At 73.0% G+C, this 14,720-nt stretch carries 12 protein-coding genes; 7 read left to right on the forward strand and 5 right to left on the reverse strand.

Going from position 1 to position 14,720, the window contains the following annotated elements:
• Nucleotides 1–49: 49 nt before the first annotated feature.
• The 4 genes from ACFTXQ_RS23610 to ACFTXQ_RS23625 form a co-directional block, all read right to left on the reverse strand.
• Complete coding sequence (locus ACFTXQ_RS23610) at nt 50–289, reverse strand: hypothetical protein (protein WP_382643833.1); 240 nt, start codon at nt 287–289, stop codon at nt 50–52.
• A 422-nt stretch (nt 290–711) separates the two neighbouring features.
• Nucleotides 712–1,725, reverse strand: a complete 1,014-nt coding sequence (locus ACFTXQ_RS23615) for a TolB family protein (protein ID WP_382643835.1) — start codon at nt 1,723–1,725, stop codon at nt 712–714.
• Between the two features lie 8 nt (nt 1,726–1,733).
• Nucleotides 1,734–3,101 (reverse strand): MFS transporter, encoded by a 1,368-nt coding sequence (locus ACFTXQ_RS23620; protein ID WP_382643837.1) that lies wholly within the window; start codon nt 3,099–3,101, stop codon nt 1,734–1,736.
• Between the two features lie 111 nt (nt 3,102–3,212).
• Complete coding sequence (locus ACFTXQ_RS23625; protein ID WP_382643839.1) at nt 3,213–4,082, reverse strand: glycosyltransferase; 870 nt, start codon at nt 4,080–4,082, stop codon at nt 3,213–3,215.
• Between the two features lie 324 nt (nt 4,083–4,406).
• Here ACFTXQ_RS23625 and ACFTXQ_RS23630 point away from each other — a divergent pair, with 324 nt between their 5' ends.
• From ACFTXQ_RS23630 to ACFTXQ_RS23660, 7 genes are all read left to right on the forward strand, one after another.
• Complete coding sequence (locus tag ACFTXQ_RS23630) at nt 4,407–5,489, forward strand: Gfo/Idh/MocA family protein (protein ID WP_382643841.1); 1,083 nt, start codon at nt 4,407–4,409, stop codon at nt 5,487–5,489.
• Between the two features lie 78 nt (nt 5,490–5,567).
• The gene (locus ACFTXQ_RS23635) at nt 5,568–6,578 is read left to right on the forward strand and encodes an NAD-dependent epimerase/dehydratase family protein (protein ID WP_382643843.1); all 1,011 of its coding nucleotides are present in this window, start codon (nt 5,568–5,570) and stop codon (nt 6,576–6,578) included.
• Nucleotides 6,575–7,729 (forward strand): DegT/DnrJ/EryC1/StrS family aminotransferase, encoded by a 1,155-nt coding sequence (locus ACFTXQ_RS23640; protein WP_382643845.1) that lies wholly within the window; start codon nt 6,575–6,577, stop codon nt 7,727–7,729. Before ACFTXQ_RS23635 ends, ACFTXQ_RS23640 begins: the two co-directional genes overlap by 4 nt.
• Nucleotides 7,726–8,514, forward strand: coding sequence for an acetyltransferase (locus ACFTXQ_RS23645; RefSeq protein WP_382643847.1), 789 nt, complete (start codon nt 7,726–7,728; stop codon nt 8,512–8,514). Before ACFTXQ_RS23640 ends, ACFTXQ_RS23645 begins: the two co-directional genes overlap by 4 nt.
• Nucleotides 8,511–9,626 (forward strand): DegT/DnrJ/EryC1/StrS family aminotransferase, encoded by a 1,116-nt coding sequence (locus ACFTXQ_RS23650; RefSeq protein ID WP_382643849.1) that lies wholly within the window; start codon nt 8,511–8,513, stop codon nt 9,624–9,626. Before ACFTXQ_RS23645 ends, ACFTXQ_RS23650 begins: the two co-directional genes overlap by 4 nt.
• 17 nt (nt 9,627–9,643) lie before the next feature.
• On the forward strand, nt 9,644–12,943 hold the full coding sequence (locus tag ACFTXQ_RS23655; RefSeq protein ID WP_382643851.1) for a DUF4082 domain-containing protein: 3,300 nt from the start codon (nt 9,644–9,646) through the stop codon (nt 12,941–12,943).
• A complete protein-coding gene (locus tag ACFTXQ_RS23660) occupies nt 12,940–13,989 on the forward strand; it encodes a glycosyltransferase (protein WP_382643853.1) in 1,050 nt (349 codons plus the stop codon). Before ACFTXQ_RS23655 ends, ACFTXQ_RS23660 begins: the two co-directional genes overlap by 4 nt.
• A gap of 17 nt (nt 13,990–14,006) precedes the next feature.
• Here ACFTXQ_RS23660 and ACFTXQ_RS23665 read toward each other — a convergent pair whose 3' ends face one another.
• Nucleotides 14,007–14,633 (reverse strand): hypothetical protein, encoded by a 627-nt coding sequence (locus ACFTXQ_RS23665; protein WP_382643855.1) that lies wholly within the window; start codon nt 14,631–14,633, stop codon nt 14,007–14,009.
• Between the last annotated feature and the right edge of the window lie 87 nt (nt 14,634–14,720).

Raw genomic sequence — 14,720 nt, forward strand, 5'->3', positions numbered from 1 at the left:
TGAACCCCGGAGCCGTGGGGGGCACTCCGGGGTTCAAGGGATATCCCGATCAGAGACCGGCGCGACCGGTGTTCACCGAAACGCCGGTGATGCCCTGGACCAGGCCGGGGACGTGGGAGACGATGCCCGTCGCGGTCTGGACGGTGTTGAGGGAGCCCACGAGGCCGACGACGTCGTTGACGTCGCTGGTCACGGCGCCGACGAGGCCGCCGTGCACGCTGACGAGGCCGCCGGAGACGGCGTCCAGCTCGGTGTCGGCGATCTCGCGGGTCTCGATGTCGTTACGCATGGCGCGCACCTTTCATTGGGGGGAGGAATTCATTCCTGCGGAAGTCGGGCGGCGTGGAACTCGGCCGCCATTCACACCTGCCGCAGTGCGCATGATGAAAGCACGCGAACGGGTGGCCCGGCCAATCCCGTTGACGCCCCATCACGGCCGGATGACCACCTCACTCGACCGGCGTGCAGCTTCATTCACCGAAAAGTGACGGCTTCTCCACAGAATCGAGTAACACATCTGCGCCACCCGTTGCTTACAAGGAACCCAACGGGGCAAACCACCACGAATCAGAGGGGATGGCGCCTGCTGTTGGGGGAGTTGTGGAGGCGGCCCGTCCCGCACACGCACACGATGTGCAGGTTTTCGGAAGGCGCGCGCGGTGACGGGCCCCTCACCCCCCGTACGGATCCACGGGCGGCACCGGCGTTGGGTCAGCCGAGGCGGGTCGGGGAGGAGGCGGACGGCGTCAGCAGGCGGGGGGCGCCGCCGCCGTCGGCGGGGACGGTCCACAGGTCGGTGCTGTCGACGACGCCCTCGGTGGGCAGGGCGTAGGCGAGGGTGCGGTCGTCGAGCCAGAGTGCCTGGTCGTCCACGCTGCGCTTCTCCGCCAGGGGGTGTTCGCGGAGCGTCGCGAGGTCCAGCACGTGCTCGCGCCACAGCGACGCGCCGCGCTGCACGCGCTTCTTGTACGCGATCCGGGTCTCGTCCGGGGAGAGGGAGGGGCACTCGACGTTCTGGGCGAGGGAGGTGACGGTACGGCGGGAGATCGACCCCTTGACCAGGTGCGTCTGGCCGGCCGTGGCGAGGGTCGCGTAGAAGGTGTCGTCGTCCTTGGAGAAGGTGACGCCCCAGAAGTTCACGTCCGCCGCGCGGTACTCCTTGCCGTCCATGAGGATCGCGAACTCCTCCAGGCTGGGTACGAGCTCCCAGGTACGGGTGTCCACGATCGCGGTACGGGTGGAGAAGAACGCGGAGCCGTAGGACTCTCCGGAGACGAAGACGGTCCAGGCGGCGAAGCGGCCGCTCGGGGAGACGCGGGCCCGGCTGGGCGTGCCGGCGAGGGGGAAGCTGCGCTGCGTGCGCAGCTCGGCGTCGACGATCAGGGCCTGGTTGTCCTGGGCGAGCGCGCCGGGCGTGGAGCGTAGGCACACGCCGGTGCCGGCGGCGGCGTGGAAGCGCCGGCAGGTGAGTTCGGAGGCGGTGCGCCCGGCCTGGGGCGTCCCGGCCGGGACCGCGACGAGGGCGGCGCGGTCCGGGCCGCGGTCGGCGTTGAGGAAGGCGAGGGTGTCGTGCTGGGTGAGCGTGACGCGGCCCGCGCCGACCGCCGGGCCGCCCGCACGCGGCTGGTCGGCGCGGGAGGCGCCGCGCAGGACCAGGGTGGTGGCGAGGCCGGCGAGCAGCAGCACCGCCGCGGCGAGGACGAGCAGGCGGCGTGACGGCGTCATCGGTTTCCTCACGGGGAGAGGTCGGCGGCGGGGGCGGTCGGGCGCAGTACGAAGCCGGCCACGAGGGCGGAGCACAGCAGGCCGGCGGCCGCGGCGGTGAGGGCGGGGGCGGGGCCCCAGAGCGTCCAGGCGGCGCCGAAGGCCAGGGAGCAGCCGAAGCGGGCCAGTGCCTGGCCGGTGCCGACGAGGGCCAGGCCGGTGGCGCGCAGCTGCCGGGGCACGGTGGCGGCGACGGCGGCGGGCAGTACCCCGTCGGTGGCGGCGTAGAACAGGCCGTGCAGGGCGAGGACCAGATAGGGCAGGGCCGGCCAGGCCGGGGCCCACAGCAGCAGTCCGTACCCGGCGAGCAGGAGGGCGTGCCCGGTCAGGAACACGGTGCGCCGGCCGATCCGGTCGGCGAGGGCCCCGGCGGGCACGGCCAGCAGCAGGAACACGGCGGCGGTGCCGAGCGGCAGGAGCGGGAACCACTGCTCGCCGATGCCGGTGCGGCGTTGCAGGAGGAGGTAGACGAAGGCGTCGCTGACGGTGGTGAGGCCGAGCAGGGCGGCGCACGCCGCCAGGGCGCGCAGCCGGGGCAGGCGCAGCAGCGCCAGCGCCTCGCGCGGGCCCGCCGCGGGCGGACGCGCGGCCTCCGGGCCCCGGGGAGCCGTACGGGCAGCCCGGCTGCGCCGGGACCCGGGGCTCCGCCCCGGACCCCGCGCCTCAAACGCCGGCGGGGCTGGAGAGTGCCCAGGCGGGGCCGAAGGGGCGCCCGGTACGAAGAGCACCAGTACCACCACGCCCAGCGCGGCGACGCACGCGCTCACGCCGAAGACGGTGTCGTAGCCGTCGGCCACCACGCCCAGGATGAGGAAGGCGGCGAGCGGGCCGAGGAGCGCCCCGGTGGTGTCCATGGCGCGGTGCACGCCGAAGGCGCGGCCCTGGGAACCGGCAGGGGCGGAAAGGGAGATCAGCGCGTCGCGCGGGGCGGTGCGCAGGCCCTTGCCGGTGCGCTCCAGCGCCAGGACCACGCCGACCGGGCCGAGGCTGTGCGCGAGGAGCAGGAGGGGTTTGCACAGGGCGGACAGGCCGTAGCCGATGCCGGCGATCAGCTTGTGGTTGCGGACCCGGTCGGCGAGGTGCCCCCCGGTCAGCTGCACCAGGGCGCTGACCCCGTTGTAGACGCCGTCGAGCGCACCGAAGCCGAGGGGGCTCAGGCCCAGTCCCGCGACCAGGTAGAGGGGCAGGACGGCGGTGACCATCTCGGAGGAGATGTCGGTGATCATGCTGACCGTGCCGAGCGCGAGGACGGCCGAGGTGACCGCGGGCGCCCGTGAGGGCCCGCGGTCCGGCCCGGCCTTCGCCCCGGAGGGGGCGGAGCGGTCCGCGAGGTACATGGTCAGGGGCTCCCGGTGGTGATCGTACGGGGCAACGGAGGGGCTTTCGGCGCGAACGGCCTTGGCGAACGGCCTTGGCGAACGGCCTTGCGAACGGCCATGTCCACCGGCTCAGTTCCGGCGGCTGCTCTCGTCCCGCAGCCAGGTGGAGAAGTCGCCGCTGCGGATGGCCTTGCGCGATCCGCGCCGCGCGGCGAGGGCCGCCGCCACGAACACCACGACCCCGGGGAGCAGCCGCGGCCGGTCCCGCAGCAGGGCCCGCAGGTCGGCCGTGCCGGTGCGCGCGGAGGGCGGCGCCGCACCCGGCGCCCCCGCACGCCGGGACGCCTGGTACCGCTCGAACTCGACCGAGGAGGTCGCCGCGCGGATCCGCCGCCGGACCAGGTCCGACCAGGTGCGCGGCGGACGCACCACCACCCGGGCCGTCTCGACCACGCACCGCTCCCCCGGCGCGAAGGCCTGCGAGGCGGCCAGGTCGTCGGCCATCAGCGGCGGCAGCGCGGCGATCCGCGCGTGCCCCTCCTGCGACACCGCGATGACCCCCCGTCCGAACAGCCCCTCGCGGACGGCGGGCAGCAGCTGCCACACCCCGTAGTACGCCCGGACCGGCCACGCGCACCCGGTCAGCGGGATCTCGCGGTCCGGCGCGGCGGCCAGCAGCCCGGGGCTCCCGGCCAACGCGCCCGCCAGGGCCCGTACATCGGCGGCCCCGACGACCACGTCGGCGTCCACGTACAGCCGGGGGAAGCCCCGCGCGTGCTCGTCCCCGACCCGAAGTGCCGTGTGTTTGGAGGGAGTCGGGATCTCGACCACGCGGACGCGGGGGCCGCGCGCGCCCGCCACCCGGGCGGTGTCGTCCGTACAGCCGTTGCAGACGACGACGATGTCGGTGTCCTCGGCCTCGGCGCCGGCCAGGAGCGCGTCGAGGAGGCGGCCGATGACCCGGCCCTCGTTGTGGGCCGGTATCACGATGCTGGTCACCCGGGCAGTATGCACGCTCGAACATGCGCACCGGGCGATTCCCCCAACTCTGCCCAGCGGTACGCCTGGTGGACTAGATTGAACGACGCCGACCGGATTCGGCGCGCTTCGGCGATGTGGGGATCAATCCGGAACGCCGGGGGGCGGAAGCAGGCGGATTGTGCAGGGCATCGGTTGTGGGGGGCCATCACCGTTGAGCGGGTCACGCACGCGTCGCGCACGCGTCCGGCCCGCCGTCGACGGCACCTCCGTCCATCGCACGCGTCCCGGCCACGAGTTGCCGACACGCCATCCGGCGTGCGTCGCGGAAGGAAGGGGAACGCTGTGAAGGACACGGTGCAGGACGCGGGCGGCCGGGAGCCCGGGGACCCGTTAGGCGTCGCCGTGGTCGGTGCGGGCTACTGGGGTCCCAACCTCGTCCGCAACTTCCAGTCCAGTCCGCGCTTCCGGCTCCGCTGGCTCTGCGACCTGAACGTGGACCGGGCCCGCCAGGTGCTCGGCGGGTACTCCACGGTCCAGGCGACCTCGGACTACGCGGCGGTCCTCGCCGACCCCGCCGTGGAGGCGGTCGCGGTGGCCACCCCGGCCGGGACGCATCTGGACGTGGCCCTGGCCGCGCTGCGCGCCGGGAAGCACGTCCTGGTGGAGAAGCCCCTCGCCGCCACGTACGAGGACGGGCTGCGGCTGGTGGCCGAGGCCGAGGAACGCGGCCTCACGCTGATGTGCGACCACACGTACTGTTACACCCCCGCGGTGGCCCGCATCCGGGAGATGGTCCGCTCCGGCGAACTCGGCGAGATCCAGTTCGTCGACTCGGTACGGATCAACCTGGGCCTGGTCCAGAAGGACATCGACGTCCTGTGGGACCTCGCCCCGCACGACCTGTCGATCCTCGACTTCATCCTCCCCGACCACGTCCAGCCGGTCGCCGTCGCCGCGCACGGCGCCGACCCGATCGGGGCCGGGCAGTCCTGCGTGGCCTATCTGACGCTCCAGCTCAACACCGGCGCCATCGCGCACGTGCACGTCAACTGGCTCTCCCCGACGAAGGTGCGCACCACCATGGTCGGCGGCTCCAAGCGCACCCTGGTCTGGGACGACCTCAACCCCGCCCAGCGGGTGGCCGTCTTCGACCGCGGCGTGGACCTGGCCGCCTCGCAGGAGATCGGCGCGGACGAGCGCCGCGACATGCTCATCTCCTACCGGACCGGCGACATGGTCGCGCCCGCGATCGGCGAGAAGGAGGCGCTGCGCAGCATGGTCGAGGAGTTCGCCGACGCGATCGGGACGCGACGGCCGGCGCTGACCGACGGCCGGGCCGGGCTGCGGGTGCTCGACATCCTCGAAGCCGCCTCCAGGAGCCTGGAGTTCCGCGGTGCGGTCGTCGGACTGCGCACCGGCCGCTGACCGTTGCCGCACGGCACGCACGCACACACGCAGGACGCGCACACGGAAAAGCATGATCGAGTCAGTGGGGGCAGGGCGTTGAGCAGCGTAGAGGGCAAGAGGATCCTGGTCACCGGCGGGGCGGGCACCATCGGCTCGCACGTGGTGGACCTGCTGGTGGACAAGGGGGCGCGCGAGGTCGTGGTCCTCGACAACTTCGTCCGGGGCCGCACCGCCAACCTGGCCCGCGCGCTGCCGAGCGGCGTGGTGGAGGTCGTCGAGGGCGACGTCCGCGACGTGGCCGCGGTGCGCAAGGCGACGGAGGGCACCGACCTGGTGTTCCACCTCGCCGCCATACGGATCACCCAGTGCGCGGAGGAGCCGCGGCTGGCGAACGAGGTGCTGGTGGACGGCACGTTCAACGTGCTGGAGGCGGCGGCCGCCGCCGGGGTGGGCAAGGTGATCGCCTCCTCTTCGGCCTCGGTCTACGGGCTCGCCGAGACCTTCCCGACCACCGAGCGGCACCACCCGTACAACAACGACACCTTCTACGGGGCGGCGAAGGCCTTCAACGAGGGGATGCTGCGCAGCTTCCACTCCATGTACGGACTGGACTACGTGGCGCTGCGCTACTTCAACGTGTACGGGCCCCGGATGGACATCCACGGGCTGTACACCGAGGTGCTCATCCGCTGGATGGAGCGGATCGCCGCGGGCGAGCCGCCGCTGATCCTCGGGGACGGCACCCAGACCATGGACTTCGTCGACGTCAGGGACATCGCGAGGGCCAACCTGCTGGCCGCGGAGTCGGACCTGACCGACGAGGTGTTCAACGTCGCGAGCGGGACCGAGACCAGTCTCCTCGACCTGGCGCTCGGCCTGCTGGAGGCGATGGGCGCGGACGGGCTGGTGCCGGTGCACGGGCCGGCCCGCGCCGTGAACGGGGTGACCCGCCGCCTCGCGGACACCGCGCAGGCCGCCGAACGGCTCGGCTTCAGGGCGGAGATCGACCTGCGCGGCGGGCTGCGGGACCTGGTGGAGTGGTGGCGGGCCGAACGCGCCGCGGGCGCCGGGACCGGTGCCGGCACGGGCGCGGAGGCCGGCCGATGAGCGCCCCCGGTACCGCGCGGCCCCGTATCCCGGTCATGGTGCCCTGGCTCGGCGAGGAGGAGGCGCGGGCGGCCGCCGACGCCGTCCTCTCCGGCTGGGTCGCCCAGGGCCCCCGGGTCGCCGAGTTCGAGCGGGCCTTCGCCGACCGGGTGGGCGCCGAGCACGGCATCGCGGTGAGCTCGTGCACCACCGCCCTGCACCTGGCGCTCATCGCGCTGGAGCTGGGCCCGGGTGACGAGGTGGTCGTCCCCTCCCTGTCGTTCATCGCCACGGCCAACGCGGTGCGCTACGTCGGCGCCCGCCCGGTGTTCGCCGACGTCGAGGAGGCCACCGGGAACCTGACCCCGGCCACCGTGGACGCCGTCCGCACACCCCGTACGAAGACGGTGCTCGCCGTCCACCAGGGCGGGGTGCCCGCCGATGTCCACGCCCTGCGCGCGGCGTGCGCCGAGTGGGACCTGCCGCTGGTGGAGGACGCCGCCTGCGGCATCGGCGCGACCGTGGGCGGCAAGTCCGTCGGCCACGGCGCGCTGCTCGCCGCCTGGTCGTTCCACCCCCGCAAGGTGATCACCACCGGCGAGGGCGGCATGCTCACGACGGACGACGCGCGGTGGGCGGAGCGGCTGCGCCGGCTGCGCGAGCACGGCATGAACGTGTCGGCCGCGCAGCGGCACGCGAGCAGCAAGCCGATCGTCGAGAGCTATCTGGAGGTCGGCTTCAACTACCGGATGACCGACATCCAGGCCGCGGTCGGCCTGGTGCAGCTCGGCAAGCTGGACGCGATCGTGGCGCGGCGGCGGGCGCTCGCCGCCCGGTACGCGGAGCTGCTGGCCGGTGTCCCGGGGCTCCGGCCCGTCCGGGACCCCGGCTACGGCCAGGGCAACTTCCAGTCGTACTGGGTGCTGCCGGCCGAGGACTTCCCGGTCGGCCGGGACGAGCTGCTCGCCCTGCTCTCCGAGGCGGGGGTCTCGGCCCGGCGCGGGATCATGGCCTCGCACCTGGAACCGGCCTACGCGGACCACGGCGCGGCGCCGCTGCCGGTGACCGAGCGGATCAGCCGCGACTCGCTGATCCTGCCGCTGTTCCACACCATGACGGAGGCCGAGCAGGACCGGGTGGTGGCGGTACTGCGCGAAGCGGCCGCCGGATGAGCGGGCAGGGGGCCGGCGCCGGGGCGGCCGGGACCGAGGACCTGCTGATCGTCGGCGCGGGCGGGTTCGCCCGGGAGACCGCGCAGGCCGTACGGGACGTGGCCGCCGCCGACGCGGCGCGCGGCCGTGCCCCGCGCTGGCGGGTCGCCGGGCACCTCGACGACGATCCGGCCCTGCACGGCCGGGAGGTCGACGGGGTGCCGGTGCTGGGCGGCTGCGAGCGGGTGCACGAGCTGCGGGACGCCCGCGTGGTGGTCTGCGTCGGCAGTCCCCGCGACTACGCGGTCCGGGCCCGGCTGGTGCGGCGCCTGGGGCTGCCCGTGGACCGCTACGCGACGGTCGTCCACCCCACGGCGGTGGTGTCGGAGTCCTCGACGCTCGGCGTGGGCACGGTGCTGCTCGCGCACTGCGTGCTGACCGCCGCCGTCCGGGTCGGGGCGCACGTGGCGGTGATGCCGCAGGTGGTCCTCACGCACGACGACACGGTCGGGGACTTCGCGACGCTCGCCTCGGGAGTCCGCCTCGGCGGCGGGGTGCAACTGGGGCGCGGGGCGTACGTGGGCGCGGGCTCGCTGGTCCGCGAGTACACGCGGGTCGGCGCCTGGTCGCTGACCGGCATGGGCAGCACGGTCCTCGCCGATGTGCCGCCCGGCGAGGTCTGGGCGGGCAGCCCGGCCCGCCGGCTGCGCGAGGCGGCCGGTCCGGCGCTGGACGAGCTGGTACGGGGGGCGCGCGGAACGCGCGGGGCACGGTCGGAATCACGGATGGGGAGTCCAGTCATATGAACCAGATACCGCTCGTCGACCTGAAGGCGGCCCACGCCGAGGTCGCCGACGAAGTGCGGGCCGGATTCGACCGCGTGCTGGCCGGCACCGCCTTCGTGGGTGGCGACGAGGTCGGCGCGTTCGAGCGCGAGTACGCGCAATTCGCCGGGGTCGGGCACTGCGTGGGCGTCGCCAACGGCACCGACGCCCTCGAACTGGCCCTGCGCGCCAGTGGGGTGGGCGTCGGCGACGAGGTGGTGCTGCCCGCCAACACCTTCATCGCCACCGCGGGCGCCACCGCCCGGATCGGCGCCCGGCCGGTCCTGGTCGACTGCCTCCCCGACAGCCTCCTGATGGATCCGCAGGCCGCGCTCGACGCGGTCGGCAAGGCCACCCGCGCCGTGGTGCCGGTCCACCTGTACGGGCAGTGCGCGGCCACCGCCGAGCTGGCCGCCGCGCTGCCGGGGCACGTACGGATCGTCGAGGACGCCGCGCAGAGCCAGGGCGCGACCCGCGACGGCCGCTCCCCCGGCAGCGGCGGCATCGCCGCGACCAGCTTCTACCCGGGCAAGAACCTGGGCGCGTACGGGGACGCGGGCGCGGTGGTGACCGACGACGCGGAGGCGGTCGGCCTCGTACGGGCGCTGGCCAACCACGGCGGGACCGCCAAGTACCGGCACGACGTCGCCGGGTTCAACAGCCGGCTGGACGGGCTCCAGGCCGTGGTCCTGCGGGCGAAGCTGGCCCGGCTGGCCGACGGGAACGCGGCCCGCCGGGCCGCCGCCGCCCGGTACGACGCGCTGCTGGCCGACCTGGCGGACGCCGGCCGCGTGATCCTGCCGGTCACGGCGCGGGGCAACCTCCACGTGTGGCACCTGTACGTCGTACGGGTCTCCGGCGCGGACCGCGACGCCGTGGTCGGCAAGCTCAACGCGGAGGGGATCGGCGCGGGCGTGCACTACCCGGCCCCGGTCCACCTCACTGCGGCCTTCGCCCACCTCGGACACGGCCGCGGGGCCTTCCCGCACGCCGAGCTGGCCGCGGACCGGATGCTTTCCCTCCCGCTCTTCCCGCAGATCACCGCTGCCCAACAGCAGCGGGTCGTCGACGCGCTGACAAACGCCCTGCGCTGACGCAAGAAGAGGTACAGATGAACAGACGGAGAAGGCTCCTCCGGCACGGTCTCCTCACCGTGGTCGCGGCCCTCGTGGCCACGGTCCTGCCGCCGTCCGCGGTGGCCGGTGCGGCCGACCCGTGCGGGCCGGGGACGAACGCGATCGTGTGCGAGAACTCCAAGCCGGGCACCGCGATGTCCGACTGGTTCGCGCCCAGCGCCTACGGCGACATCAAGGGGTTCCCGGCCCAGACCAGTGTCCAGGCCGGCGAGACCGTGCAGTTCAAGATCCAGTCACCGACCCCGTACCACGTCTCGGTCTACCGGCTGGGCCACTACGGGGGCAACGGTGCCCGCCTGATGTCGACCGCGGCCCAGGCGGCGCAGACGTACCCGGCGAACTTCGCGCAGGGCGGCAATCCCAAGGCCTGTACGACCAAGGCCTCCACGGGTCTGGTCGACTGCGGGAACTGGCCCGTCACCGCGACGTGGACCGTGCCGGCCGACGCCGTCTCCGGTCTGTACCTGGTCAACTTCGACCAGGCGGACGGCAACGGGGTGATGCCCTACCCCTTCGTCGTCCGCAACGACTCCAGCCACTCCGACATCGTGGTGCAGACCAGCGACCAGACCTGGCAGGCGTACAACAACTACGGCGGCCAGGACCTGTACGACGGCGGCGGCCCCGCCCCGGACGGGCGGGCCTACGAGGTCAGCTACAACCGGCCGATGGACATCGGCGGGGAGAACGGGATCTACGGTTCCGAGTACCAGATGGTGGCGTGGCTGGAGCGCAACGGGTACGACGTCAGCTACATGTCCGGAATCGACATGTCGACCCGCGGTGCCACGCAGCTGCAGAACCACAAGGTCTTCATGTCCTCGGGGCACGACGAGTACTGGACCCAGGACCAGTTCACCAACGCGTTGAACGCGCGCCGTGCCGGGGTCAACCAGACCTACTTCAGCGGCAACGAGGTGTTCTGGAAGACCCGCCTCGCGCCGAGCATCGACGGCGCGAACACCGCCAACCGGACCCTGGTCTGCTACAAGGAGACCAAGCTGTCCTTCCCGCAGCCGAACGGCGTGCCCGACCCGAGCGGGATCTGGACGGGTACCTTCATGGACCCGGCCAGCGGAACCAACGGGCGGACGTATCAGCCGCAGAACCAGCTGACGGGCTCGCTGTTCAGCGTGAACGGCTACCGGGCCGACGCGATCACCGTGCCGGGCTCCTTCGCGAAGATGCGCCTGTGGCGGAACACCACCGTGGCGTCCCTGACCCCCTCCCAGACCGCCACGTTCCCCGTCGGCACCCTCGGCTACGAGTGGGACAGCGACGTGGAGGACGGCTACCGGCCGCCCGGGCAGATCGCGATGTCGTCGACCACGGTGGACATCAACGACGGCAAGCTCCGGCTCGACTACGGCAACACCTACGGCAACGGCACCGCGACGCACAGCCTGCTCGCCTTCCGCGACCAGACCTCCCACGCCCTGGTCTTCGGAGCGGGCACCGTGCAGTGGTCCTGGGGCCTGACGAACATGCCCACCGGCAATCCCGACGACGCGGTGGTCACCGAGGACAAGCGGATGCAGCAGGCCACGGTGAACGTGTTCGCCGACATGGGCGTCCAGCCCAAGTCCCTGCAGGGCAACCTGGTCGCCGCGACGGCCTCCACCGACACCGTCGGCCCGGCCGTCACCGTGACCAGCCCGGCGGCGAACGCCACCGTGCCGGCCCTGAAGCCCGTGACCATCAAGGGCACGGCGACGGACACCGGCGGCGGCGTGGTGGCCCGCGTGGAGGTCTCCACCGACGGCGGCGCCACCTGGAAGGCGACCACGGGCCTCGGCTCCTGGACCTACACGTGGACTCCCACCGCGCCGGGCGCGGCCCAGATCAAGGTGCGCGCGGTGGACGACAGCGTGAACATCGGCGCCACCACCACGGTCGCGGTGACCGTCGGGCCCCAGCAGTGCCCGTGCACCGTCTGGCCGGCCGCGACCGTTCCCGGCACGGTCAACGGCGGTGACGGCGGCGCCGTCGAACTCGGCGTGAAGATCCGCTCGTCGGTGCCCGGTTCCATCACCGGCGTCCGGTTCTACAAGTCCCCCGCCAACACCGGCACCCACACCGGCAGCCTGTGGACCAGCACCGGCCAGCGCCTGGCCACCGGCACCTTCACCAACGAGACGGCCTCCGGCTGGCAGCAGCTGAACTTCTCCTCCCCGGTGCCGATCAAACCCAACACCACCTACGTCGCCTCCTACTTCGCACCCAAGGGCGGCTACTCCTACGACAACACCTTCGCCTCGGCCGAAGCCGGGCTGGCCCCGCTCACCGCGCTGAAGAGCGGGACCGACGGCGGCAACGGCGTCTACCGCTACAGCGGCACGGGCGGCTTCCCGAACAACGCCTCCAACGGCAGCAACTACTGGGTGGACGCGGTCCTGGACACCGCGACGGCCAGCACGACCCCGCCCACGGTCACCTCGATCTCGCCGCAGTCCGCGGCGACCGGGACCGCGATCACGGCGACGGTGACCGCGACCTTCAGCGGGGCCGTCGACGCGGACACGCTCGTGTTCACGGTCAAGGACCCGGGGGGCAACGCCGTACCGGGCACCAAGGTGCTCGGCGCGTCGAACAGCGCCACCTTCACCCCGGCCGGCGAGCTCGCGCTCGGCACCACGTACACGGCGTCCGTGCAGGCCTCCGACCTGTGGGGCAACGCGATGGCCGCGCCGGTGACGTGGAACTTCACCACCAGCACGTCGCCGCCGACGGTCAACTGCCCCTGCACGCTGTGGAGCGGCGGCACGACCCCGAGCACCGCCAACGTGGGTGACGACACCAACTCGGTCGAGCTGGGCACCCGATTCCAGTCGGCGGTCAACGGCTACATCACCGGCGTCACCTTCTACAAGGGGCCGAACAACTCCGGTACGCACACGGGTAGTCTGTGGGCCGCCGACGGCACCCTGCTGGCCACCGGCACCTTCGGAAGCGAAACCCTGACCGGCTGGCAGCAGCTCAAGTTCGCCACCCCGGTGCCCATCACCGCGGGCACCTCCTACGTGGCCTCCTACCACGCACCGAACGGCAACTACTCCGTGGACGGCGGCTACTTCACCGCGGCGCACCGCTCCTACCCGCTGGTCGCCCCGGCCGACGGCACCGGCGGCGCCAACGGCCTGTACAAGTACGGCGCGTCCAGCGCCTTCCCCACCAACACCTTCGGCTCCGTGAACTACTGGGTCGGCCCGGTCTTCAGCACCACCGTGCCCGCGCCCGTCCAGTCCACCACCGCCTCGGAGGTGACCGCCCAGTGAGCACGGTGAGCGTGGTCATCCCCTGCTACAAGTACGGCCACTTCCTGGCCGACTGCGTCAAGAGCGTCCTGGACGAGCAGGAGGGCGTCGACGTCCGGGTGCTGATCATCGACGACGCCTCGCCCGACGACTCCGCCGACGTGGCCCGGGCCCTCGCGGCCGCGGACCCGCGGATCGAGGTACGGGTCCACGAGCGGAACCAGGGCCACATCGCCACCTACAACGAAGGCCTGCTGGAGTGGGCCGATGGGGACTACGTGGCGCTGCTCTCGGCGGACGACCGGCTGGTCCCCGGGGCCCTGGTGCGCGCCGCCGCCCTGCTCGACGCGCATCCGGAGGCCGGTTTCGCCTACGGCAGGCCGCTGCGCTTCCGGCACGGCGGTCCGCTGCCCGCCGCCCGTACCCGGTCCACCGGGTCGGTGGTCTACCCCGGACACTGGTGGCTGGAGCGCCGGTTCCGGGAGGGCACGGGGTGCATCACCTCACCCGAGGTGGTGGTGCGTACGAGCCTCCAGCGCCAGGTGGGGGGCTACGATCCGGAGCTCCCGCACGCCGGTGACATCGAGATGTGGATGCGGCTCGCGGCCCACGCCGACGTGGGCTACGTCCAGGGCGCGGACCAGGCCTTCTACCGCGTCCACGGCAACAACATGTCCACCACGGACTTCGGCGGGCAGCTCGACGACCTGCGCCAGCGCCTCGTCGCCTTCGACGCGGTGCTGAAGAAGTGCGCCGACCTGCTCCCGGAGGCCGACCGGCTGTCCCTCTCCGCGCGTACCCGGCTCGCCCGGTACGCGCTGCGGCGCGCCTACCGCGCCTACGACCGGGGGCGCACCGGAGCCGTTCCGGTGGACGAGCTGGTGGCCTTCGCCGCCGAGTGCCTGCCCGGCGGCTACACCGCGCTCGGCGAGTACCGGGCGCTGCGCCTGCGCCGGCGGATCGGGGCGCGCGTGATGCCCTACCTCCAGCCGCTGGTGCTGTCGGCCGTCGCCGACCGGGGCCGCGAGTGGCTGTGGTGGCGGTCCTGGAAGCGCCGAGGGATCTGATGCACCGTCTGTTCCATTCAGCTGCTCGCCCGTCGGGAACGGCGGGCGAGCAGCTGGTCGCTCCACAGGGCCGCCGGCACCCCGGCCACCACGGCGAGCAGGGCCGCCCCGGCCAGCCCGCGGCTCTTCGTGCCGGTCTGCGCCACGGCGTTAGGCGGCACCAGGAGGGTGACGCTCATCCGCGCCGCCTCCGGGATGCCCTGCTGCGTCTGCAGGTCCGTCAGGTGTTTCGAGTACAGCTCGATGATCTTCCGTACGGCTCCGTCGGCGGCGGCCGGGCCGGGCTGCTCGGCCTGGATCTGCAACGAGGGGATCAGGTAGCGCGGAGTCACGCTGGTGCCGCTGTTGCGGGGGATCAGCCGGTAGGTGCCGTCGACTCCGGCGGCGTGCAGCTCGGCGGCTCCGGCGCCGGACTCCAGCTGTCGTACGGCCGCGTAGGAGACGGCGGCGAGCGGCGGTTGCAGGTTGGCGAGCTGGTTGGGCTGGTTGCCGGTCACCGGCGGTTTGAGCACGACGATCGCCGAGCTCAGGTACGTCGGGCTGGGCCGCAGCACCTGGTACGCCCCGGCGGCCGCCAGCGCCATCGCCAGGACCAGGACGTACCAGCGCCGACGCAGCGCGCGAACCAACTCACCTGGCGACACACGATTCCTTCCGTTCCCCCGGTCGTGATCGATCCTGTCAGGACACGTGTCGGCGCGCCATCGAATCCGGTACATCTCGGGGGCTTT

Origin of the sequence: Streptomyces sp. NPDC057010, from assembly GCF_042673805.1 — a bacterium.
GTDB lineage: Bacteria > Actinomycetota > Actinomycetes > Streptomycetales > Streptomycetaceae > Streptomyces.

Excerpts from the sequence above, each read along its gene's own strand:
- ACFTXQ_RS23610 (WP_382643833.1), bottom strand. The coding sequence starts at position 289 with ATGCGTAACGACATCGAGACCCGCGAGATCGCCGACACCGAGCTGGAC.
- ACFTXQ_RS23615 (WP_382643835.1), bottom strand. The coding sequence starts at position 1,725 with ATGACGCCGTCACGCCGCCTGCTCGTCCTCGCCGCGGCGGTGCTGCTG.
- ACFTXQ_RS23620 (WP_382643837.1), bottom strand. The coding sequence starts at position 3,101 with ATGTACCTCGCGGACCGCTCCGCCCCCTCCGGGGCGAAGGCCGGGCCG.
- ACFTXQ_RS23640 (WP_382643845.1), top strand. The coding sequence starts at position 6,575 with ATGAGCGCCCCCGGTACCGCGCGGCCCCGTATCCCGGTCATGGTGCCC.
- ACFTXQ_RS23645 (WP_382643847.1), top strand. The coding sequence starts at position 7,726 with ATGAGCGGGCAGGGGGCCGGCGCCGGGGCGGCCGGGACCGAGGACCTG.
- ACFTXQ_RS23650 (WP_382643849.1), top strand. The coding sequence starts at position 8,511 with ATGAACCAGATACCGCTCGTCGACCTGAAGGCGGCCCACGCCGAGGTC.
- ACFTXQ_RS23655 (WP_382643851.1), top strand. The coding sequence starts at position 9,644 with ATGAACAGACGGAGAAGGCTCCTCCGGCACGGTCTCCTCACCGTGGTC.